This window comes from Clavibacter rahimiani (genome assembly GCF_052654495.1).
The window spans coordinates 2,013,821-2,034,640 of the sequence record NZ_CP199790.1; the positions used below are offsets into that span (position 1 = coordinate 2,013,821).

Annotated in this window: 21 protein-coding genes; 10 read left to right on the forward strand and 11 right to left on the reverse strand. The window is 71.5% G+C overall.

The features are described 5' to 3' along the window. The first annotated feature begins 58 nt into the window (after nucleotides 1-58). Entirely contained in the window at nucleotides 59-475 is a 417-nt protein-coding gene (locus ACT7CP_RS09575; protein ID WP_445442032.1) for a YchJ family protein, read from the forward strand. Nucleotides 476-505: 30 nt separating this feature from the next. Here ACT7CP_RS09575 and dhaM read toward each other — a convergent pair whose 3' ends face one another. From dhaM to dhaK, 3 genes are read right to left on the reverse strand one after another with little or no spacing between them, the layout of a single operon-like run. After that, nucleotides 506-1,240 carry a dihydroxyacetone kinase phosphoryl donor subunit DhaM gene (gene dhaM / locus ACT7CP_RS09580; protein ID WP_445442033.1) on the reverse strand — a complete coding sequence of 245 codons (735 nt, stop codon included), beginning with the start codon at nucleotides 1,238-1,240 and terminating at the stop codon, nucleotides 506-508. Continuing rightward, the gene (gene dhaL / locus ACT7CP_RS09585; protein ID WP_445442034.1) at nucleotides 1,237-1,890 is read right to left on the reverse strand and encodes a dihydroxyacetone kinase subunit DhaL; all 654 of its coding nucleotides are present in this window, start codon (nucleotides 1,888-1,890) and stop codon (nucleotides 1,237-1,239) included. Before dhaL ends, dhaM begins: the two co-directional genes overlap by 4 nt. 3 nt (nucleotides 1,891-1,893) lie before the next feature. After that, on the reverse strand, nucleotides 1,894-2,895 hold the full coding sequence (gene dhaK / locus ACT7CP_RS09590) for a dihydroxyacetone kinase subunit DhaK (protein ID WP_445442035.1): 1,002 nt from the start codon (nucleotides 2,893-2,895) through the stop codon (nucleotides 1,894-1,896). Nucleotides 2,896-3,143: 248 nt separating this feature from the next. Between dhaK and ACT7CP_RS09595 the strand changes: the two genes are divergently transcribed. Both ACT7CP_RS09595 and glpK read left to right on the forward strand, forming a co-directional pair. Continuing rightward, nucleotides 3,144-3,950 carry an MIP/aquaporin family protein gene (locus ACT7CP_RS09595; RefSeq protein WP_413962745.1) on the forward strand — a complete coding sequence of 269 codons (807 nt, stop codon included), beginning with the start codon at nucleotides 3,144-3,146 and terminating at the stop codon, nucleotides 3,948-3,950. A 29-nt stretch (nucleotides 3,951-3,979) separates the two neighbouring features. After that, nucleotides 3,980-5,497 carry a glycerol kinase GlpK gene (gene glpK / locus ACT7CP_RS09600; protein ID WP_445442036.1) on the forward strand — a complete coding sequence of 506 codons (1,518 nt, stop codon included), beginning with the start codon at nucleotides 3,980-3,982 and terminating at the stop codon, nucleotides 5,495-5,497. A 92-nt stretch (nucleotides 5,498-5,589) separates the two neighbouring features. On the opposite strand, the gene ACT7CP_RS09605 is transcribed toward glpK, so the two are convergent. Together ACT7CP_RS09605 and trpD are read right to left on the reverse strand one after the other, a co-directional pair. Next, on the reverse strand, nucleotides 5,590-6,336 hold the full coding sequence (locus ACT7CP_RS09605) for an SOS response-associated peptidase (protein ID WP_445442037.1): 747 nt from the start codon (nucleotides 6,334-6,336) through the stop codon (nucleotides 5,590-5,592). A gap of 47 nt (nucleotides 6,337-6,383) precedes the next feature. Beyond that, entirely contained in the window at nucleotides 6,384-7,439 is a 1,056-nt protein-coding gene (gene trpD / locus ACT7CP_RS09610) for an anthranilate phosphoribosyltransferase (RefSeq protein ID WP_445442038.1), read from the reverse strand. 79 nt (nucleotides 7,440-7,518) lie between these two features. On the opposite strand from trpD, the gene ctaE reads away from it, so the two are divergent. The 6 genes from ctaE (at nucleotide 7,519) to ACT7CP_RS09640 (ending at nucleotide 14,410) form a co-directional block, all read left to right on the forward strand. Beyond that, on the forward strand, nucleotides 7,519-8,157 hold the full coding sequence (gene ctaE, locus ACT7CP_RS09615; protein WP_081001874.1) for an aa3-type cytochrome oxidase subunit III: 639 nt from the start codon (nucleotides 7,519-7,521) through the stop codon (nucleotides 8,155-8,157). 26 nt (nucleotides 8,158-8,183) lie between these two features. Further along, nucleotides 8,184-8,984, forward strand: coding sequence for a cytochrome bc1 complex diheme cytochrome c subunit (gene qcrC / locus ACT7CP_RS09620; protein WP_413962741.1), 801 nt, complete (start codon nucleotides 8,184-8,186; stop codon nucleotides 8,982-8,984). A 45-nt stretch (nucleotides 8,985-9,029) separates the two neighbouring features. After that, nucleotides 9,030-10,139 (forward strand): cytochrome bc1 complex Rieske iron-sulfur subunit, encoded by a 1,110-nt coding sequence (gene qcrA / locus ACT7CP_RS09625; protein ID WP_413962740.1) that lies wholly within the window; start codon nucleotides 9,030-9,032, stop codon nucleotides 10,137-10,139. Then, the gene (gene qcrB, locus ACT7CP_RS09630; protein WP_445442039.1) at nucleotides 10,120-11,754 is read left to right on the forward strand and encodes a cytochrome bc1 complex cytochrome b subunit; all 1,635 of its coding nucleotides are present in this window, start codon (nucleotides 10,120-10,122) and stop codon (nucleotides 11,752-11,754) included. Before qcrA ends, qcrB begins: the two co-directional genes overlap by 20 nt. Before the next feature lie 115 nt (nucleotides 11,755-11,869). Next, nucleotides 11,870-12,784, forward strand: coding sequence for a methyltransferase domain-containing protein (locus tag ACT7CP_RS09635; RefSeq protein WP_445442040.1), 915 nt, complete (start codon nucleotides 11,870-11,872; stop codon nucleotides 12,782-12,784). A gap of 252 nt (nucleotides 12,785-13,036) precedes the next feature. Further along, entirely contained in the window at nucleotides 13,037-14,410 is a 1,374-nt protein-coding gene (locus ACT7CP_RS09640; protein ID WP_445442041.1) for a PP2C family protein-serine/threonine phosphatase, read from the forward strand. 191 nt (nucleotides 14,411-14,601) lie between these two features. Here ACT7CP_RS09640 and ACT7CP_RS09645 read toward each other — a convergent pair whose 3' ends face one another. The 6 genes from ACT7CP_RS09645 to ACT7CP_RS09670 form a co-directional block, all read right to left on the reverse strand. Further along, nucleotides 14,602-15,039 (reverse strand): GNAT family N-acetyltransferase, encoded by a 438-nt coding sequence (locus tag ACT7CP_RS09645; protein ID WP_413962736.1) that lies wholly within the window; start codon nucleotides 15,037-15,039, stop codon nucleotides 14,602-14,604. Nucleotides 15,040-15,043: 4 nt separating this feature from the next. Continuing rightward, nucleotides 15,044-15,460 (reverse strand): cytochrome c oxidase subunit 4, encoded by a 417-nt coding sequence (locus ACT7CP_RS09650; RefSeq protein ID WP_413962735.1) that lies wholly within the window; start codon nucleotides 15,458-15,460, stop codon nucleotides 15,044-15,046. A gap of 1 nt (nucleotide 15,461) precedes the next feature. Further along, a complete protein-coding gene (gene ctaD / locus ACT7CP_RS09655; protein WP_307500861.1) occupies nucleotides 15,462-17,207 on the reverse strand; it encodes an aa3-type cytochrome oxidase subunit I in 1,746 nt (581 codons plus the stop codon). 11 nt (nucleotides 17,208-17,218) lie between these two features. Then, nucleotides 17,219-18,130: an aa3-type cytochrome oxidase subunit II gene (ctaC, locus tag ACT7CP_RS09660; RefSeq protein ID WP_445442042.1), complete on the reverse strand. Its 912-nt coding sequence runs from the start codon at nucleotides 18,128-18,130 to the stop codon at nucleotides 17,219-17,221. A gap of 123 nt (nucleotides 18,131-18,253) precedes the next feature. Further along, nucleotides 18,254-18,616: an iron-sulfur cluster insertion protein ErpA gene (gene erpA / locus ACT7CP_RS09665; RefSeq protein WP_012038530.1), complete on the reverse strand. Its 363-nt coding sequence runs from the start codon at nucleotides 18,614-18,616 to the stop codon at nucleotides 18,254-18,256. 131 nt (nucleotides 18,617-18,747) lie between these two features. Beyond that, a complete protein-coding gene (locus tag ACT7CP_RS09670) occupies nucleotides 18,748-20,169 on the reverse strand; it encodes a dipeptidase (RefSeq protein ID WP_445442043.1) in 1,422 nt (473 codons plus the stop codon). A gap of 40 nt (nucleotides 20,170-20,209) precedes the next feature. Here ACT7CP_RS09670 and ACT7CP_RS09675 point away from each other — a divergent pair, with 40 nt between their 5' ends. After that, nucleotides 20,210-20,803, forward strand: a complete 594-nt coding sequence (locus ACT7CP_RS09675) for a DUF3043 domain-containing protein (protein ID WP_445442044.1) — start codon at nucleotides 20,210-20,212, stop codon at nucleotides 20,801-20,803. Nucleotides 20,804-20,820 lie beyond the last annotated feature (17 nt).

Below are 20,820 nucleotides of genomic sequence, written 5' to 3' on the forward strand. Positions count from 1 at the left end.
GGGTCCGCGTCCGCTCCCCCATCCTGCTCCGGGTCCTCCGCCATGGGAGGCTCGGGGGATGACGCGCCTCTCCCCCGACGCCCCGTGGTCGACGCCCGACGACGACGCGTGGTGCCCCTGCACGAGCGGGAGCGCGTACGGCGCGTGCTGCGGACCACTCCACCGCGGTGACGCCCCGGCCCCCACCGCCGAGCGGCTCATGCGATCCCGCTTCGCGGCCTACGCGCGTGGCGACGCGGCGTACCTGGCGCGCAGCTGGCACCCGTCCACCCGGCCGGCGGAGCTCGAGCTGGACGCGGCCGTCCGCTGGTTCCGGCTCACCATCGTGCGGACCTCGCTCGGCGGACCGCAGGACGGCACCGGGGTCGTGGAGTTCGAGGCCGTGTACCGGCACGAGGGGAGGCGCGGCAGCCAGCGCGAGGCGAGCCGCTTCGCCCGGCACGCGGGATCCTGGGTCTACGTCGACGCGATCTGACCGCGGCGCGGCCGACGGGCTGGAGGGTCCTCAGGCCTCCCCGAAGCCCGACTCGATCAGCTCGACGAGCGCGGTGACGGCCTCGGCGGCGTCGTCGCCCGTGGCCTCGACGACCACGTGCGCGCCCCGGGTCAGCCCGAGCGCCATGACGCCGAGGAGCGACGCGGCGTTCTGGCCGTTGACGGTGATGGCGGAGGAGTACGTGGACGCGCGCGTGACGAAGTCGGCAGCGGGGCGGGCGTGCAGGCCGTCGCGATTGACGAGGACGGCCTCCCCGCGCACGGTGCCGGTGCCGCTCGCCGGAGCGGACTCCGTGCCCGCGACCTCGGGATCCGGTGCTATCCCCGCGTCCGCGTCCTGCGCGGGATCGGGTCCCGCGGCCGAGGCGGCGGCCGCGGCCACCTGCTCGAGCGTGCCCCCGGTCTCGGCCGCGACCGCGGCGGCGACGGCGCCCTCCACGAGCGGCGCGCGCACCACGACGACGCGGGCGGCGGCGTCCTCGTCGAGGAGGTCGACGGCGGTCTCGGCCGTCAGGTACGCGGATCCGAGGTCGGCGAGCACGACCACGCCGTCGCCGCCCTCCGCCGCGGCGAGCGCCGCGGACACGACGTCGAAGCTCGTGCCGATGCCCGCGTCGTCGAGCGTGCCGTCCCCGGATCCCCCGGCGGGCACGAGCGCGACCGTCGGGGCCATCTGGCGCGCGAGGGCGACGAGGCCGTGCGCGATGAGGGCGCTGTGCGAGACGAGGACGAGGCCGACGCTCACGAGGCCGACCCGTCGGCGTCGCGGGCGGTCGAGGCCGCGGCGCGGAGGATGAGGGCGGACGACTGCGCGCCCGGGTCCCGGTGGCCGATCGCGCGGTCCCCGAGGTAGGAGGCGCGGCCCTTGCGGGCGACGAGCGGCTCGGTCTCCTCGGCCCCCCGCTCGGCGGCGTCGGCCGCGGCGGCGAGGGCGTCGGCGGGGCTGGACCCGGCACCTGCGGCGGCACGCGCGGCCTCGGCCGCGGGACCCCAGGCGTCGACCATGGTCTTGTCGCCCCGCTCGGCCTTGCCGCGGAGCACGATCCCGCCCACGGCGGCCTCGAGGAGGTCGGCGACGGCGGACGCGTCCAGGTCGGCGCGGCCCGCCACGGCCGCCGAGGCCTTGAGGTACGCCGTGCCGAGCAGCGGGCCGGAGGCGCCGCCGACCGTGGAGATCAGCGTGGTGGCGACCGTCTTGAGCGCGTCGGCCGGGGAGGCGTCCGGGGCGAGGCCCGCGAGCTTGGCCGTGACGGCGCCGTAGCCCCGGTCGAGGTTCTCGCCGTGGTCGCCGTCGCCGATCTCGCGGTCGAGGGCGATGAGGTCGCCCCGCCGCTCGGCGACGACGCGCGCCGCCTCCGCGGTCCAGGCCACGATCCAGTCGGTCCCGAGTGCCATGAGCTACCTCCCCCACCGCAGGGCGGCGGTCTGCACGGGTGAGTCCCACAGCTCGGTGAGCTCGTCGTCGAGCTGCAGCACCGTGAGGGACAGCCCCTCCATGTTGAGGGCCGTGACGTAGTCTCCCACGAGGCTCCTCGCGACGGTCAGGCCGGCCTCCTCGAGCACGGCGGCGGCCCGCCGGTACGCGATGTAGAGCTCGGACAGCGGCGTGGCGCCCATGCCGTTCACGAGCAGGAGCACGCGGCTGCCCGCGGGCGCCGCGAGGTCCTCGAGCACGGGGTCGAGCAGGCGGTCGACGATGGCGTCCACCGGCTCGAGCGGCAGCTTGACCCGTCCGGGCTCGCCGTGGATCCCGATGCCGATCTCCATCTCGTCGTCGGCCAGCGCGAAGCTCGGCTCGCCCGCGTGCGGGACCGTGCAGGCGCGGATCGCGACGCCCATGCTGCGGACCCGTCCGACGACGCGCTCGGCGATCGCGGCGACCGCGTCGAGGTCGTCCCCGCGCTCGGCCGCGGCGCCCGCGATGCGCTCCACGAGCACGGTGCCCGCGACGCCGCGCCGGCCGGCCGTGTAGAGGGAGTCCGTGACCGCGACGTCGTCGTCGACGAGCACGGTCCGCACGCGGACCCCCTCCGCCTCGGCGAGCTCGGCCGCCGTCTCGAAGTTGAGGACGTCGCCCGTGTAGTTCTTGACGATGTGCAGCACGCCCGCCCCGCCGTCCACGGCGAGGGTCGCGGCGACGACCGGATCCGGCGTCGGGCTCGTGAAGACGGGTCCCGGCACGGCGGCGTCGAGCATGCCGTGCCCGACGAACCCCGCGTGCAGGGGCTCGTGCCCGCTGCCGCCGCCGCTCACGAGGGCGACGCGGCCGGATCGGGTCGGCTCGGCCCGACGGACGAACAGCGGGTCGGCGCTCAGGACGACCAGGTCGGCGTGCGCGGCGGCGAAGCCCGCGACGGCCTCCTCGGCCACCGACCTCGGGTCGTTGATCAGCTTCTTCACGGCCGGCTCCTCGCGGGTCTCGGGCGGCAGCGGGGCCGCCGCGCATCCGAGCCGGATCGAGGACGGGACTCGGTCGGCGGCGACTCGGGCGTGCCGCCAACATACGCCCGGCGGCACGCGCGGGGACAGCCCCGGGCGGTGCGGACGGGCGCGGACGAACCCCTGCCGCGGGGCCGGGATCCGCGTCGCGGAGCGGCCCGCCACGGCCCGGGCGGGGAGTCCCCCGGCACTAGGTTGGAGGCACCGCGATGATGCGGCAGAGGCCGCCCCCGCGCCTCGACGAACGATCGGAGCACCACTCAGTGGATCTTGGAGTCATATTCCTCTCGGAGACGGTGGGCACCGCCCTCCTCATCCTCCTGGGATGCGGAGTCGTGGCGAACGTCGCGCTCATCAAGTCGAAGGGTCTCGCCGGCGGCACCCTGATGGTCAACTTCGGCTGGGGCCTCGCGGTCTTCGCCGGCGTCACCGTCTCGTACGCGTCCGGCGCGCACCTCAACCCCGCCGTCACGCTCGGCCTGCTGGCGGCCGGCAAGGTCGAGGACCCGGCGAGCGTGCCGGTCTACATCCTCGCCCAGATGGTCGGCGCGATCATCGGAGCCGTGTTCTGCTGGCTCGCCTACAAGCAGCACTTCGACGAGGAGCCCGACGCGGCGACCAAGCTCGGCGTGTTCTCGACCGGCCCGTCCATCCGCAACTACGGCTGGAACCTCGTCACGGAGATCATCGGCACGTTCGTGCTGGTCATCGTGATCCTCGGCTTCAGCCTCGCCAACAACCCCGACTCCGACGCCTCCACCCCCGCCGGCCTCTCGGCGCTCGGCGCCGTCCCCGTCGCCCTCCTCGTGGTCGGCATCGGCGCGTCCCTCGGCGGACCGACCGGCTACGCCATCAACCCCGCCCGCGACCTCGGCCCCCGCATCGCGCACGCGATCCTGCCGATCAAGGGCAAGGGCTCGAGCGACTGGTCCTACGCCTGGGTCCCCGTCGTCGGTCCCGCCATCGGCGGCGTCCTCGCCGGCCTCGCGTCCTACGCGCTGCTCCCCATCCTCTAGAACCCCTCGACCCCACAAGGAGAGACCACATGAGCGAGAAGTACATCGTCGCCATCGACCAGGGCACCACCAGCACGCGCGCCATCGTCTTCGACCACTCCGGATCCATCGTCTCCACGGGACAGCTCGAGCACGAGCAGATCTTCCCCCGCGCAGGCTGGGTCGAGCACGACCCGATGGAGATCTGGCGCAACACCCGCGAGGTCATCGGCCAGGCGCTGTCCAAGGCCGACATCACGCGCCACGACGTCGAGGCCGTGGGCATCACCAACCAGCGCGAGACCGCCGTCGTGTGGGACCGCACCACCGGCAAGCCCGTCTACAACGCCATCGTCTGGCAGGACACGCGCACCCAGAAGATCGTCGACCGCCTCGCGGCCGACGGCGGCGTCGAGCGCTTCAAGCCCACCGTCGGGCTCCCCCTCGCCACCTACTTCTCGGGCACGAAGATCGTCTGGATCCTCGAGAACGTCGACGGCGCCCGCGCGAAGGCCGAGGCCGGCGAGCTCATGTTCGGCACGACCGACACCTGGATCCTCTGGAACCTCACGGGCGGCACCGACGGCGGCGTCCACGTCACGGACGTCACCAACGCGTCGCGCACCCTCTTCATGGACCTCGAGACGCTCCAGTGGGACGACGAGATCCTGACGGCCTTCGACGTCCCGCGCTCGATGCTCCCCGAGATCAAGAGCTCCTCCGAGGTCTACGGCACCGTCGAGTCCTCGAGCCTCCTGCGCGAGGTGCCCATCGCGGGCATCCTGGGCGACCAGCAGGCGGCGACGTTCGGCCAGGCGGCGTTCGACCAGGGCGAGTCGAAGAACACGTACGGCACCGGCAACTTCCTGATCTTCAACACCGGCACCGACATCATCCACTCGCAGAACGGCCTGCTCACCACGCTCGGCTACAAGCTGGGCGACGCGGAGCCGCACTACGCGCTCGAGGGATCCATCGCCGTCACGGGCTCGCTCGTGCAGTGGATGCGCGACAACCTCGGCCTCGTGTCGAGCGCCGCGGAGATCGAGACGCTGGCCGCGACCGTCGAGGACAACGGCGGCGTGTACTTCGTCCCCGCGTTCTCGGGCCTCTTCGCGCCGTACTGGCGCTCGGACGCCCGCGGCGCGCTCGTCGGACTCACGCGCTACGTGAACAAGGGCCACATCGCCCGCGCGGCCCTGGAGGCCACGGCATTCCAGACCCGCGAGGTGCTCGACGCGGTGAACGCCGACTCGGGCGTCGACCTCACGGAGCTCAAGGTCGACGGCGGCATGATCGCCAACAACCTGCTCATGCAGTTCCAGGCCGACATCCTCGGCGTGCCCGTCGTCCGCCCCGTCGTCGCGGAGACCACCGCGCTCGGCGCCGCGTACGCCGCGGGCCTCGCGGTCGGGTTCTGGAAGGACCTCGACGACCTCCGCAGCAACTGGCAGGAGGACAGCCGCTGGACGCCGGACATGGACGACGCGGAGCGCGAGCGCCAGCTGCGCCTCTGGAAGAAGGCCGTCACCAAGACCTTCGACTGGGTCGACGACGACGTGCAGTAGACCGCACCCGCACGATCCGCACGCCCCTTCGCCTCGGTGACGGGGCGTGCGGCGCGTCCGGGCGCGCGATGCCGTCGGACCTCCCCCGATCGTCAGATCAGCGTCGGCTGCCCGTCCTCCGCGGGGGCGTCGTCGACGGGCGCGACCAGGTCGGGGCCGTCGTTGCGCACGCTGTTGACGCGCGTCGACACGAGCCGCGGCACGAGGTGCGGCTCCGGCAGGGATCCGAGCAGGTGCCGCACGTCGTCGACGGCGGTCGTGCCCGCATCCAGCCAGTCGTCGAGGCGGTCCGCCGGGACGATGACCGGGGTGCGGTCGTGGATGTGCCCCAGCGCATCGCTCGCCGCTGAGGTGATGATCGCGAGGCTCCGCAGCCAGGCGCCGGGCTCGCCCTCGGCGACGCGCGGGTCCCGCCAGTGCTCGTAGACGGCGGCGAAGGCCAGCGTGCCCTCGTCCTCGCCGTGCAGGTAGACCGGCTGCTTCCCGCTCGCCGTGACCTGCCACTCGTAGTAGCCGTCGGCCGGCACGACCGCGCGACGCGTGAGGACCGCCCGGCGGAAGGTCGGCTTCTCCGTCACCGTCTCGACGCGCGCGTTGATGAGCGGCGGACCCTGAGGGGACTTCGCCCACGGCGGGACGATCCCCCACCGGGCGGCGGTCAGCACGCGGCGGGCCTCGCCGTCCGCGTCGTCGCGCGGCCGCCGGTCCGCGACCATGCGGACGGTCGTCGTCGGCGCGACGTTCCACGACGGCGCCGGATCCTCGCCCTCGACGTCGTCGACCGCCCAGTCCCCGACGAGGTCGCCCGTCGCCCGCGCCACCACGAATCTCCCGCACATGCGCCCATCATCCCCCGCCCCGGCGACGTCGCCGGGGCGGCGTCCGATCACGCGCGCGTGGCGGCGGCCCACTCCTCGAGCTTGGCGGCCGCGCGGCCGGAGTCCACGGCCTCGGCCGCGACGGCGAGCTTCTCGCGCAGGCGTCGGGCCATGGGCTGCTGCACGCGGGCGGGGTCGCCCATCAGGTCGAAGGACTCGAGGCCCGCCGCCGCGTTCAGCAGCACGACGTCGCGCTGCGGCCCGCGCTCGCCCGCCAGCACGCGGCGGATGACCTCGGCGTTCTGCTCCGGGCCCTCGCCGAGGAGGGCCTCGATGGGCGCGCGCGGGATCCCGAGCTCCAGCGGGTCGAGGTCGTGCTCGGTGACGGCGCCCCGGCTCACCTCCCAGATGTGGCTGTGGCCGGTCGTGGTGAGCTTGTCGATCCCGTCGTCCCCGCGGTAGACCAGGGCGGTCGCGCCGCGGGTGCGGAAGACGCCCACCAGCAGGGGGACCCGCGTCAGGTCGGCGACGCCCACCGCCGACGCCTCGGGACGCGCGGGGTTGCAGAGCGGGCCGAGCACGTTGAAGAGCGTGGAGATGCCCAGCTCCCGTCGCGTGGCGGCCGCGTGCCGGAAGCCCGGGTGGAAGACGGCGGCGTGCGCGTACGTGATCCCCGTCTCGCGGTGCACCTCGGCCACCCGCGCCGGCGGGATGGTGAGGTCCACGCCGAGCGCGGTCAGCACGTCCGAGGCGCCCGACGACGAGCTCGCCGCGCGGTTGCCGTGCTTGACGACCGGCACGCCGGCCGCCGCGGCGATGACGGAGGCCACCGAGGAGATGTTGAGGACGGCGCCGTAAGGGTCGCCTCCCGTGCCCACGATGTCGAGCGCGCGCGGATCCACGTCGAGCGGCAGGGCGTCCTCGAGGACGGCGTCCCGGAAACCGACGATCTCGTCCACCGTCTCGCCGGAGGCCCGGAGCGCCACCAGCAGGCCGCCCAGCTGGGCGCCGGTGGCCTCCCCGCGCATCACCTGGCGCATGGCCCAGGTGGACTCCGCGACCGACAGGTGGCGGCCCTCGATCAGGGTCGTGATCAGCGCGGGCCAGGTCGGGGCGGAGGGCATGGGGATCAGCCTAACGAGAGGCTGGATCGGATCTCACGGGCGGCCCGGTGGGCGTCGGGCGCGGTCGGGCTGGGACATAATGGAACCTGTGACGACCACCTCAATCTCCCCAGCATCTACCGCGCCGGTGGTGAACCGGCCGAACACGGTCGCCGTCGGCACCATCGTGTGGCTCGGCAGCGAGGTGATGTTCTTCGCGGGTCTCTTCGCGATCTACTTCACCCTCCGATCCACGTCCGGCGCCCTCTGGGAGTTCGAGGCGGGCCGCCTCAACGTGCCCTTCTCCCTCGTGAACACGCTGATCCTCGTGTCGAGCTCGTTCACGTGCCAGTTCGGCGTCTTCGCGGCCGAGCGCCTGCAGGCGCGCGCCACGGGATGGAAGCCCAGCCAGTGGGGCACGGTCGAGTGGTTCTTCCTCACCTACGCCCTCGGCGCGATCTTCGTCGTCGGCCAGATCTTCGAGTACGCCACCCTCGTCACGGAGGGCATCACGCTCAGCAGCAATGCCTACGGCTCGGCGTTCTACATGACCACGGGCTTCCACGGCCTGCACGTCACCGGCGGACTCATCGCCTTCCTCCTCGTCATCGGGCGCATCTTCGCCGTCCGGTCGATGGGGCACCGGGAGGCCACGAGCGCCATCGTCGTGTCCTACTACTGGCACTTCGTCGACGTCGTCTGGATCGGGCTCTTCCTGGTCATCTACGTCCTCAAATAGCACCGAGCGGGAGCATCGAACACAGCATGAGCACCACCACAGCACGCGCCCGTCGCACCGGTCGCCGCAGTCCCCTGACCACCGTCGCCCTCCTGGCCATCGGCCTGCTCTTCACGGGCGGCGCCTACGCGCTGATCCAGTCGGGCACCGCCTCCGCCGAGGTCGACCTCAAGTCGGCGCAGACCATCGACGAGGGCCAGAAGCTCTTCGGCTCCAACTGCGCCACCTGCCACGGCATGGACGCGACCGGCTCGGAGATCGCGCCCAGCCTCATCGGCGCCGGCGCGGCCTCGGTCGACTTCCAGGTCGGCACCGGCCGCATGCCGCTCCAGGCGACGACGGTCCAGGCCCAGGAGAAGCCCGTCCAGTTCACGGACACCCAGGTCAAGCAGCTCGCCGCCTACGTCGCGTCGCTGGCCCCCGGCCCCGCGATCCCCGAGGGCCAGTACCTCGACGGCGAGGGCGACGCCGCCAACGGCGCCGAGCTCTTCCGCATCAACTGCGCCATGTGCCACAACGTGGCCGCGGCCGGAGGCGCCCTCACCGAGGGCAAGTTCGCGCCCAGCCTCGAGGGCGTGGACCCGGTCCACATCTACGAGGCCATGGTCACCGGCCCGCAGAACATGCCGGTCTTCAACGACACCAACATCTCCCCCGAGGACAAGCGCGACATCATCACGTCGCTGCAGTACATCGAGGAGAACAGCAACGTCGGCGGCGCGAACCTCGGCGGGCTCGGCCCGGTCTCCGAGGGCCTCTTCATGTGGATCTTCGGCCTCGGCGGCATCGTCGCCCTGACCGTGTGGCTCACGGCCCGGTCCAACTGACGCCCGCATCGATGATCTGCACACGCACACAGGAGAGGCACGCACATGGCACACGACGATAAGGACGAGTCGGGCGTCGTCCCCGCGGGCTACGACGCCGGCCAGCTCGAGGCCGCGGGCCGCGACGTCGTGCTCCCCGGCGGCACCGCCGTCGCCACCCGCGACGGCTTCCAGAACCCGGGCTTCCCGGAGCACCGCCTCCGCGTCACCGACAAGGACCCGAAGAAGGCCCGGACGGCCGAGCGCGTCGTCTACACCTGGTTCTACCTGTCCATCGTGGGCAGCGTCTTCGCCATCGGCGCCTACTTCGGCTTCCCGATCTATGCGGACGACCCGGGCAGCGTCCGGCTCAACAACCTGTTCCTCGGCGTCGGCATCGCCCTGGCGCTGCTGAGCCTCGGCATCGGCGCCATCCACTGGTCCAAGGCGCTCATGAGCGACCACGAGCTGATCGACGAGCGCCACCCGCAGGGCGGCTCCCCCGCCACGCAGGCACGCGCCGTCGAGATCTTCGCCCAGGCGAACGAGGAGTCCGGCTTCGGCCGTCGCTCGCTCATCCGCAACAGCCTCATCGGCGCCCTCGTCGCCTTCCCGCTGCCGGCCGTGGTCCTCTTCCGCGATCTGTACCCGGGCAGCGCGGAGGAGCCCGCCTCCGCCCTCAGCCACACGCTGTGGAAGAAGGGCGAGGTCCTCACCCGCGATCCCTCCGGCACGCCCATAAAGGCCTCGGACGTCACGATCGGCTCGGCGTTCCACGTCATCCCCGCCTCCCTCATGGAGCTCGAGGAGGGCAAGCTCGAGGAGAAGGCCAAGGCCGCGGTGCTGCTCATGCGCCTGCGTCCCGAGGACCTGGTGGAGTCGCCCGAGCGCAAGGGCTGGTCCTACGACGGGATCGTCGCCTACTCCAAGGTCTGCACGCACGTGGGTTGCCCGGTGGCGCTCTACGAGCAGCAGACCCACCACCTGCTCTGCCCCTGCCACCAGTCCCAGTTCGACGTGACCAACCACTGCGAGGTCATCTTCGGACCGGCCAAGCGGCCCCTGCCGCAGCTGCCCATCGCCGTCAACGACGAGGGCTACCTCATTGCACAGAGTGACTTCACCGAGCCCGTAGGGGCCAGTTTCTGGGAGCGTCGTGGCGACTACAACAGCTGATCCGACCACGGCCGGCGCCACCGCGCCCGCCGCCAAGAGCGGGGGCGGCCTCACCGCCGCCGCCGCGACCTACCTCGACGAGCGCACCAGCGTCAGCGTCGCCGTCAAGGAGTTCGGGCGGAAGATCTTCCCGGACCACTGGTCCTTCATGCTCGGCGAGGTGGCGCTCTACAGCTTCGTCGTCATCCTGCTGACGGGCTCCTGGCTCACCTTCTTCTACGACCCGTCGATGGCGGAGACGCACTACGAGGGCTCGTACGCGCCCCTCAAGGGCGTCGAGATGTCCGTGGCCATGTCGTCGTCGCTCGACATCTCGTTCGACATCCGCGGCGGCCTGCTCATGCGCCAGATCCACCACTGGGCGGCCCTGCTGTTCGTGGCCTCGATCGGCCTGCACATGCTGCGCATCTACTTCACGGGTGCCTTCCGCAAGCCGCGCGAGCTCAACTGGTTCATCGGCTTCGTCCTCTTCATCCTCGCGATGGCCGAGGGCTTCACGGGCTACTCCCTCCCCGACGACCTGCTCTCCGGCAACGGCCTGCGGATCATCGACGGCATGGTGAAGGGCATCCCGGTCGTCGGCACCTGGATCTCGTTCCTCCTCTTCGGCGGCGAGTTCCCGGGCACGGCGATCATCCCGAGGCTCTACACGCTGCACATCCTGCTGCTGCCCGCGATCCTCGTGGCGTTCCTGGCGCTTCACCTCCTCTTCGTGGTCGTGCACAAGCACACCCAGTTCGCCGGCCCCGGCCGCACGAACGAGAACGTGGTCGGCGTGCCCGTGCTCCCCACCTTCGCGGCCAAGGCCGGCGGATTCTTCTTCGTCGTCTTCGGCGTGATCGTGGTCATGGCGTCGTTCTTCACGATCAACCCGATCTGGAACTACGGCCCCTACGACCCCTCGCCGGTGTCGGCGGGAACGCAGCCCGACTGGTACATCGGCTTCGCGGACGGCGCCCTGCGCCTCGTCCCGCCGGGACTCGAGTTCGTGCTGCTCGACCACACGTTCTCGTTCAACATCATCCTGCCGATCACGGTCCTGGGCGGGTTCATCGTGCTCGTCGCGCTCTACCCCTTCATCGAGGCGTGGATCACGGGCGACAAGCGCGAGCACCACATCCTCGACCGCCCGCGCAACGCCCCGACGCGCACCGCGATCGGCGCCGCCGGCGTCTCCTTCTACGCGGTCCTCTGGTCCGCCGCGAGCTCCGACCTCATCGCCACGCACTTCAAGGTGTCGATGGAGGGCGTCATCCACACGCTGCAGGCGCTGCTGATCCTCGGACCGGTCATCGCCTACCAGGTCACCAAGCGCATCTGCCTGGCGCTCATGAAGAAGGACCGCGAGATCGCCCTCCACGGCGTCGAGTCGGGCCGCATCGTGAAGCTGCCCGGCGGCGAGTTCATCGAGGTGCACGAGCAGCTCGACGAGTACGAGCGCTGGCGCCTCGTGAGCTTCGACGACTACAAGCCGCTCATGATCCGCCCGGACAGCCGTGGACGCATCACGGTCAACCAGCGGGCCCGCGCGGCGCTGTCGAAGTGGTTCTTCGAGGACCGGATCTCCCCGGTCACCACGAAGGACGTCGAGCGCAGCCACGGCGACCACCACTAGGAACCACCCCCGCTCGCGCTGATCCGCGAGCAGGCACCGAGAGCCGGTCCGGCGACACGCTGGACCGGCTCTCGTGCGTCCAGCCACCGCATCGGCACGACCTCGAGGAGCATCCGTGGATCTCGCCCGGCTCGCGTCCTGGCTGCGCTGCCCGACCTGCGGCGCGGACCTGCACGCGGTCCCGCCGCTCGTGCTGCGCTGCGAGCGCGGGCATGCCGTCGACGCCAACAAGCGGGGCTACGCGAGCCTCCTCGCGTCCGGCACGCGCGTCACCGGCGACTCGGCGGAGATGATCGCGGCCCGCGGTCGCTTCCTCGACCGCGGTCACTACGCGCCGCTCATGGAGGCCCTCCAGGCAGCGGTCGGTCAGGGGACGACGCCGGCGGGATCCGCGCCGGTCGTCGCCGGAGCCGACGGGCGGTCCGGCCTCCGCATCCTCGACGCCGGCTGCGGCACCGGGCACTACCTGCACGCGCTCCTCGACGGGATCCCCGGCTCGACGGGCCTCGCCGCCGACCTCTCCCCCGCCGCGGTGGCCGTCGCCGTCCGGGGCCGTGCCGATGTGGACGGGGTCGTGGCGGACACCTGGTCCTCCCTCCCCCTGCGCGACGGCGTCGCCGATCTGATCCTCGATGTGTTCGCCCCGCGCAACCTGCCGGAGTTCCACCGCGCGCTCCGCCCGGGCGGCCGCGTCGCCGTCGTGGCCGCCGGCCCGGACCACCTCGCCGAGCTGAGGGCTGCGGGCCGGGCCGTGGGCGTGCAGGAGGACAAGCGGGAGCGGATCCTGGGCGCGGCCGACGCGCTCTTCGAGGCGGTGTCGGAGACGCGCGTGCAGCGCGTCCTGCGGCTCGCGGAGGACGACGTCGCCCTGCTGCTCGGCATGGGGCCGTCGGCCCACCATGCGGGCGCCCGGCAGACGTCGCCCGAGGCTCCGGACGCGCCGCCCGAAGGATCCCGGGTCACGCAGGACGTGACGATCGACGTGATGATCCACGTCCTCCGCCGTCGCGACGGCGTCCCCTCCGCCTGACGCGGCTCGTCCCCCGCGTTGGTGCGACCCTACCCGGCGCGCGCCGACTCGCGCCCGTGACGTCGGGCGTGGCCCGCACGCCCCGCATCCGGTCCCGCGCCGGGTAGCGTGGGGGATGTCACACTGCTGCTGTCCGGGGGGAAGCGGTTCCCCCTCGTGCTCGTCGCTCCCCGGTCCGGGAGCCCCGCCCTCGCGGCCTGCTGATCCCCGACGGGATCGCGCCGGCCCGACCCACGGAACACGGACCGCACCTTGCTCGACTCGATCACCCTCCGCGTCGCCTTCGGCGTCACGACGCTCACCCTGTTCCTGCTGTTCGCGCTCGTGACGTTCCGGAGCACGCGGTCCGCCTTCAGCTTCTGGTGGTGCGCGGCGCTGGCCCTCTTCATGGGCGGCTCCCTCGCGTACCTGCAGGACGGGACGGGAGCGCAGGTCTGGGGGAACCCGCTCGGCAACGGTCTCATCGTGGCGGGCGCCGCCTCGGTGTGGATGGGCAGCAGATCCCTCCGCGGACGGCCGACGCCCTGGTGGCTCGTCGTCGCCCCCGCCGCGCTCATCGTGGCCGTCTCGAGCGTCGACTCCCCCGCGAGCAACGACTGGTCCGGCGGACCGCTGTACCTCACCCTGATGGCGGGCCTCATCGGGATGTCGACGCGGGAGATCGTCCTGCTCGACGCGGGGCTGTCCCGCACCCGGTGGCCCCTGATCCTCTCCTCCGGAGCGCTGTCCGCGTACTACGCCGCCCGGTTTGTCGTCTTCGTAGCGGAGGGTCCGCGGAGCGCCCCCTTCACGACCTGGTTCGGCACGCCGTCCACGACCCTCATCACCCTGGTCCTCCTCGTCGTGGTGTCGTTCAGCATGGCCTCCCTGAGCGGGGAGCAGGTCGCTCGCGTCCTGGTCGCGCGCGCGGCGTCGTCGCGGCAGGAGCTCGTCGAGGGCGGCGGGGTGCAACGACGGCTCCTGCCCCAGACCGTGCCGGACCTGCCCGGCTACGAGGTGGCCGGGGCGTGCGTCCCGAGCGGCGACGTCAGCGGCGACTTCTTCGACTGGCAGCAGACGCCCGACGGCCTCGTCGTCACGCTGGCGGACGTGATGGGCAAGGGCGTCGGCGCCGCCATGATCGCCGCGACGGTGCGCGCCGCGCTCCACGTCGCCTCGCCCGCGCACGATCCCGGAGGCACCCTCACGGTGGTCGACCGGGCCGTCGAGTCCGATCTTGACGCCAACGACGCCTTCGTCACGCTCCTGCACCTGCGGCTGGATGCTCGCACCGGCGACATCGCGCTCGTCGACGCCGGGCACGGCCTCGGGATCCTCTGCCGGGCGGACGGCACGCGCCAGCCCATCCCGTCGAGGAACCTCCCCCTCGGCGCCCTGGGCACGCAGGAGTGGCAGACGACGGCCCTGCGGCTCGACCCCGGCGACCTGCTCCTCATCTGCAGCGACGGCGTGCTGGACCTCTTCGACGGGACGATGGCGTCCATGGACCTGGCGGCGCTGACAGCCATGGCCGCCGAGCCCACGGCCGTCGCCGCCGTGGCCAGCCTCACCCGCCTCGTGCCGGAGACCACGCCTCCCGACGACGTTACGGTCGTGGCGATCCGCCGGCTGGCCGCCGCCGGCTGACCGGTCCGCGCGGGCACCGGTCAGGGCAGGAGGACCTCGGCGGCCGCACCTGTGCCTCGCATCGCACCGGCGGCGCCTCGGCGTCTTCCGCAGGCGCGCCTCGGACGGGACACCGCCGAGCCGGCTCCCCCGGACGCGACGATGCCCGACCCCAGCAGGGGTCGGGCATCGTGACGTCGCGCTAGTCGCTCCTAGCGGAGGAGCTTCTTGTAGAACTCCGCCGTGCGCTCGTAGCCCAGGCGCTTGTAGAACTCACCGGCGCGGCGCGTGCTCATGGTGATCTGTCCCACGCCGCGGTCGCCGCACAGGCGCTCGACCGCACGGACCAGCGAGGAGCCGGTCCCGGCGCTGCGGGCACCGCTGTCGACCACGAGCTCCTCGAGATGGGCGCTCAGCCCACCGGCATAGAGCAGCCGGGAGACGACGAGGTACGCGTAGCCCACGACCCGGCCGCCGTCCTCCGCGACCAGCAGCACGTCGCGACCGACGTCCTTGTTCGCCCGCAGGATGTGGGAGAACGTGACGTCGAAGTCGTCGCGCGTGGCGGGGGCGTTGATCATGTCGAGCTGCTGGCAGAGGGCGAAGACCGCATCCCCGTCCGAGGCCAGCGCGTGCCGGATGTCGACCATGGGATCAGCGGGCGAAGAAGCCGCGGTAGTACTCGTAGGTCCAGCCCACGAGCGCGATGATCGCGAGGCAGCCGCCGATGAGGGCGATCCAGATCCCCACGGCGAGGCCGAGGAACACGGAGGCCGCACCGGCCGCGAGGATCACGGGCCACCAGCTCCACGGGCTGAAGAAGCCGAGCTCCGGGTCGCCGTCGTCGACGTTGGCGTCGCTGCGGTCCTCCGGGAGCTCACCGTTCTGCGCGGCGTAGAGACGGGCCACGAAGAAGCCGATGAACCCGGACAGGGCGCCGGAGAGCGCGATGGCCAGCGTGCCCACCCACTCCACCTCGCCGGTGTCGATGACGTGCCAGATCGTGTAGGCGGCCGCCGCGATGACGAAGAAGACCGTCAGGACGTAGAAGAGGTTCCTATTCGCGCGCACGTCACTTCACCTTGTCGCTGGAGATGTCGTAGGTCGCGGCGTCAGGAGCGTCCTTCGCCGGGCCGATGCCGACCGGGATGCCGGCCTCGGGGTGGTTGAGGTCGAACGCCGGGGCCTCGGAGCGGATCCGCGGGATGGACGTGAAGTTGTGCCGCGGCGGCGGGCAGGAGGTCGCCCACTCGAGCGAGCGGCCGTAGCCCCACGGGTCGTTGACCGTGACGCGGGGCGCCGTGCGGGCGGTGATCCAGACGTTCAGGAAGAACGGGATCATCGACAGCGCCAGGATGCCCGCGCCGATGGTCGACAGCTGGTTCATCCACGTGAAGTCGTCCTCGGGCTGGTACGTCGCGTAGCGACGCGGCATGCCCATGACGCCCAGCCAGTGCTGGATGAGGAACGTGGTGTGGAAGCCGACGAACAGGAGCCAGAAGTGGACCTTGCCGAGGCGCTCGTTGAGCATCGTGCCCGTCCACTTGGGCCACCAGAAGTAGAAGCCGGAGAACATGGCGAACACGACGGTGCCGAACACCACGTAGTGGAAGTGCGCGACGACGAAGTACGTGTCGGACACGTGGAAGTCGAGCGGGGGCGACGCCAGGATGACGCCGGTCAGGCCGCCGAACGTGAACGTGATGAGGAAGCCGATGGCCCAGAGCATGGGCGTCTCGAACGTGACCGAGCCGCGCCACATGGTGCCGATCCAGTTGAAGATCTTCACGCCCGTGGGGACCGCGATGAGCATCGTCATGAGCGAGAAGAACGGCAGCAGGACGGAGCCGGTGACGTACATGTGGTGCGCCCACACCGTGACCGAGAGGGCCGCGATGGAGATGGTCGCGTAGACGAGCGTCTTGTACCCGAAGATCGGCTTGCGGCTGAAGACCGGGAAGACCTCGGAGACGATGCCGAAGAACGGCAGCGCGATGATGTACACCTCGGGGTGCCCGAAGAACCAGAAGAGGTGCTGCCACAGGATGGCGCCGCCGTTGGCCGGGTCGTAGATGTGCGCGTCGAAGATGCGGTCGGCGCCGAGGCCGAAGAGGGCGGCCGCGAGGACCGGGAAGGCCATGAGCACGAGGATCGACGTCACCAGGATGTTCCAGGTGAAGATCGGCATGCGGAACATGGTCATGCCGGGCGCGCGCATCGTGATGATGGTGGTCACGAAGTTGACGGCACCGAGGATCGTGCCGAAGCCGCTGAGCGCCAACCCCATCACCCAGAGATTGCCTCCCAACCCTGGCGAGAACGTCGTGCTCGACAGCGGCGCGTAGGCGAACCAGCCGAAGGACGCGGCACCCGACGGGGTGAGGAATCCGGCGACCGCGATGAGCGAGCCGAAGTTGAACAGCCAGTAGGCGAACGCGTTGAGGCGCGGGAACGCGACGTCCGGGGCGCCGATCTGCAGCGGCATGAGCACGTTGGCGAAGCCGGCGAACAGCGGCGTCGCGAACATCAGCAGCATGATCGTGCCGTGCATGGTGAAGAGCTGGTTGTACTGCTCCTTCGTCTCCACCACGTGCAGGCCGGGCTCGAAGAGCTGGGCGCGGATGACGAGGGCCATCACGCCACCGAGGCAGAAGTAGAGGAACGACGTGATCAGGTACAGGTACCCGATCGTCTTGTGGTCGGTGGAGGTGATCCAGTTGACCACGACGTTGCCGCGGCGGTCGGCCTTGCCGGAGCCGTCGAGGACCTTCGCCTGACCGGCGGGGATCGCGGTGGGACGATTCAGGGTCGATGTCACGTGCTGCTGCCCTACTCTTCGGACGACTCGGTGGTGGCCGGCACGTCGGTGCCGGGGAGGTTCTGGAGGCGGTCGTAGTCGGTGCCGAGGTCGCCCTCGAAGCCGGCCGCCTTCTGGCTCGCGATGTAGGCGTTGTACTCGTCGATCGAGACGACCTTCACCTGGAAGAGCATGAGGGAGTGGTACTCGCCGCAGAGCTCGGCGCACTTGCCCATGTACGTGCCCTCCTTCTCCGGGATGAACGTCATGTAGTTCGTCTTGCCGGAGATGAGGTCCTTCTTGTACAGGAAGTCGACGACCCAGAAGGAGTGGAGCGTGTCGCGGGTGTTGAGCTCGAGCTCGACCTTGGTGTTCACCGGCAGGTAGAGGGTGGGGAGCTTGTCCTTGTCCACCGAGCCCTGCGGCCCGTCCGGGTCGTCCACGGCCTGGACGCCCTGCTCGTAGGCACCGCCCGAGATCGTCTGGCCGGACTCGGTCTCGCCGCCGAGGTAGTTGAAGTCCCATGCCCACTGCTTGCCGAAGACCTGGACCTTGACCTCGGGCTGGTCGAAGCGGGCCTCGATCGCGGCCTGGTCCTTGGCGGTGAACGCGAAGAAGCCGAGCACGAGGATGAGGGGCACGATCGTGTAGAAGATCTCGATCGGCATGTTGTAGCGCATCTGCACCGGCAGGCCGGTCTGGCCCTTGCGGCGGCGGTAGACGACCGCGGCCCAGATGGTGAGGCCCCACGTGATGACGCCGACCGCGAGGAGCACGATCCACGCCGTGACCCAGAGTCCGATGACCGAGTCGACGTGGTTCGTCGTGCCGGCCTCGGTGGGGAGGAAGCCCTGGAGCTGCTGCTGCGTGCACCCCGCGAGGAGTACCGAGATGCCTATGGCGACGGGGATCGTCAGCCAACGTTGACGGCGAGTGAAGCGCACGTGCAGACCCTTCGAAGAACCGGATGTGACGTGTTCCACCCTACGCGACAGGGAGCCGCCCGATGGACGACTCCCTGTTCGAAGCCCGGTTTCCCGGGGTCGGATCGCTTACCGCTCCATGTGTCAGTGGAACGAGTCGCCGCACGCGCACGAGCCGCCGGCGTTGGGGTTGTCGATGGTGAAGCCCTGCTTCTGGATGGTGTCCTCGAAGTCGATGGTGGCGCCGTCGAGGTAGGGGACGCTCATCTTGTCGACGATGACCTCGACGCCGTCGAAGTCGACCGTGGCGTCGCCGTCGAGCTCGCGCTCGTCGAAGTAGAGCTGGTAGATGAGGCCGGAGCATCCGCCGGGCTGGACGGCGACGCGGAGGCGGAGGTCCTCGCGGCCCTCCTGCTGGAGCAGGCTCTTGACCTTGCTCGCCGCGGTGTCCGTGAGTCCGACGCGATGGGCCGCCTGGGCGGTCTCGGTCAGCGTGGTGTCGGTCATGAGCACTCCTCGGGGGTGGGATCTGCGGTCGGGCGACTCCGGTGGAGTCTACGTCGTGCAACCGCGGGAGTCACCCGGGTGTTCCCGCCGCCGGGCGGGGATCCGGTGGGACCCCCGCGGGTGGTCGCGCGTCAGTCGCGGCGGGCGATGCGCGACAGGAGGACGGCCTCGCTGAGGATCGCGCGCTGCAGGACGCCGAGGTGCTGCGACTCGTTGGGGCTGTGCGCCCGCGTGTCCGGGTCCTCGACGCCCGTGACCAGGATCTGCGCCGCGGGGAACGCCTCGACCAGGTCGGCGATGAAGGGGATGGATCCGCCGATGCCGGCCTGCACGGGCGCGCGGCCCCAGCCGGCGGTCATCGCGGCCGTGGCCTCGGCCATCGCCCAGCCGGTCGTGTCGACGAGGAACGGGTCGCCCTGGTCGACGTCCGTGATCTCGACGTGCGCGCCGAAGGGCCGGTGCCCCTCGATGTGCGCCTCGAGGGCCCGGTACGCGTCGGCGGCCGTCTGCCCGGGGGCGATGCGGGCGCTGATGCGCACCGACACCTCGGGGAGGAGCGTGTTGCTCGCGTTGGCGACGGAGGGGGCGTCGATCCCCGTCACGGTGATGGACGGCTGCGCCCACAGGCGCGTGAGGATCGGGCCCGTGCCCACGGGCGAGACGCCGGGCAGGAGCGCGGCCTCCTCGGCGAGGCGCGCGTCGTCGTAGGCGGGCGTCTCCATCTCCGCGGAGGTCAGGCCGGCGACGGCGACCGAGCCGTCGGCGTCCCACAGCGAGTCGAGGAGACGGACGGCCGCCATCATCGCGTCGGGGACCGCACCGCCGAACATGCCGGAGTGCGACGCGTGGTCGAGCGTGCGGACGGTGAGGCGGAAGGTGACGTTGCCGCGGAGCGCGATGGTGATGGAGGGCGTGTCGACGTCCCAGTTGTCGCTGTCGGCCACGACGATCACGTCGGCCGCGAGGGCGTCGTGGTGCTTCTGCAGGAAGTCGGAGAAGGAGCGGGATCCCGCCTCCTCCTCCCCCTCGATGAAGACGGCCAGCCCGAGGTCGAGGTCGGCGCCCTCCGCCTCGACGAGCGCGCGGATCGCGGCGACGTGCGTCATGATCCCGGCCTTGTCGTCGGAGGCGCCGCGGCCGTGCAGGCGGTCGCCGCGGAGGGTCGGCTCGAAGGGCGGCGTCTCCCAGTGCTCGTCGGCCCCGGGCGGCTGCACGTCGTGGTGGGCGTAGAGGAGCACGGTGGGCTTGCCGTCGCGCGGCGCGCGCGTGGCGAGCACGGCGGGCTGCCCGTCGTCGCCGGAGGGGGTGGTCGCGCGGTGGACGGAGACGTCGTCGAAGACGCCGAGCCCGGCGAGGAGGCCCGCGACCGCGTCCGCGCTGGCGGTGACGTGGGTCGGGTCGAAGGCCGGCCAGGAGACGGAGGGGATGCGCACGAGGGCCGAGAGGTCGGCGATCGTGGTGGGCAGACCGCCCGTGACGGCGGCGGCGAGCCGGTCGACGGCCTCCTGGTCCGGCGGGGTCACGGCGTCTGCGGAGGTCTCGGGAGGCGTCATGCAGGTAATCTTAGATTCACTCCAGGCAAGGACGAGAGACGTGGCGAAGCAGCACACCCCCGCAGAGACCCCCTCCGAGACGGGCGCCGCGGCGACCGCCGACGGCCGCACGGTCGACGGGAAGAAGGGCCCCACCCCCACCCGCCGGGAGCGCGAGGCCGCGAACCTGCGCCCGCTCGTCCCCCAGGACCGCAAGCTCGCGGCGCAGCAGGCGAAGGAGAAGGCGCGCGAGGCGCGCGCCCGCGCCAACGCCGGCATGGCGGCGGGCGACGAGCGCTACCTCCCCGTCCGCGACAAGGGCCCGCAGAAGCGGTTCGCCCGGGACGTCGTGGATGCGCGCTGGAGCGTCGGCGAGCTGCTGCTGCCCGTGATGGGCGTGGTCGTGGTGCTCACCTTCGTGCTGCCGAACCTGTCGGCGATCCCGCTGTTGTCGATCTACGTGTTCGTCTTCGCGGCGATCATCGACGCGTACTTCACGGGCCGCCGCGTGCGGGCCGCCATCGCCGAGCGCGTCGGCGCCGACCGCGTCGAGCGCGGGATCCGCTGGTACACGGGCATGCGCACCATCCAGATGCGGCCGATGCGCCTGCCCAAGCCGCAGGTGAAGCGCCGCGAGAGGATCACCTTCGGTTGATCCCGTCCACCTCGCGG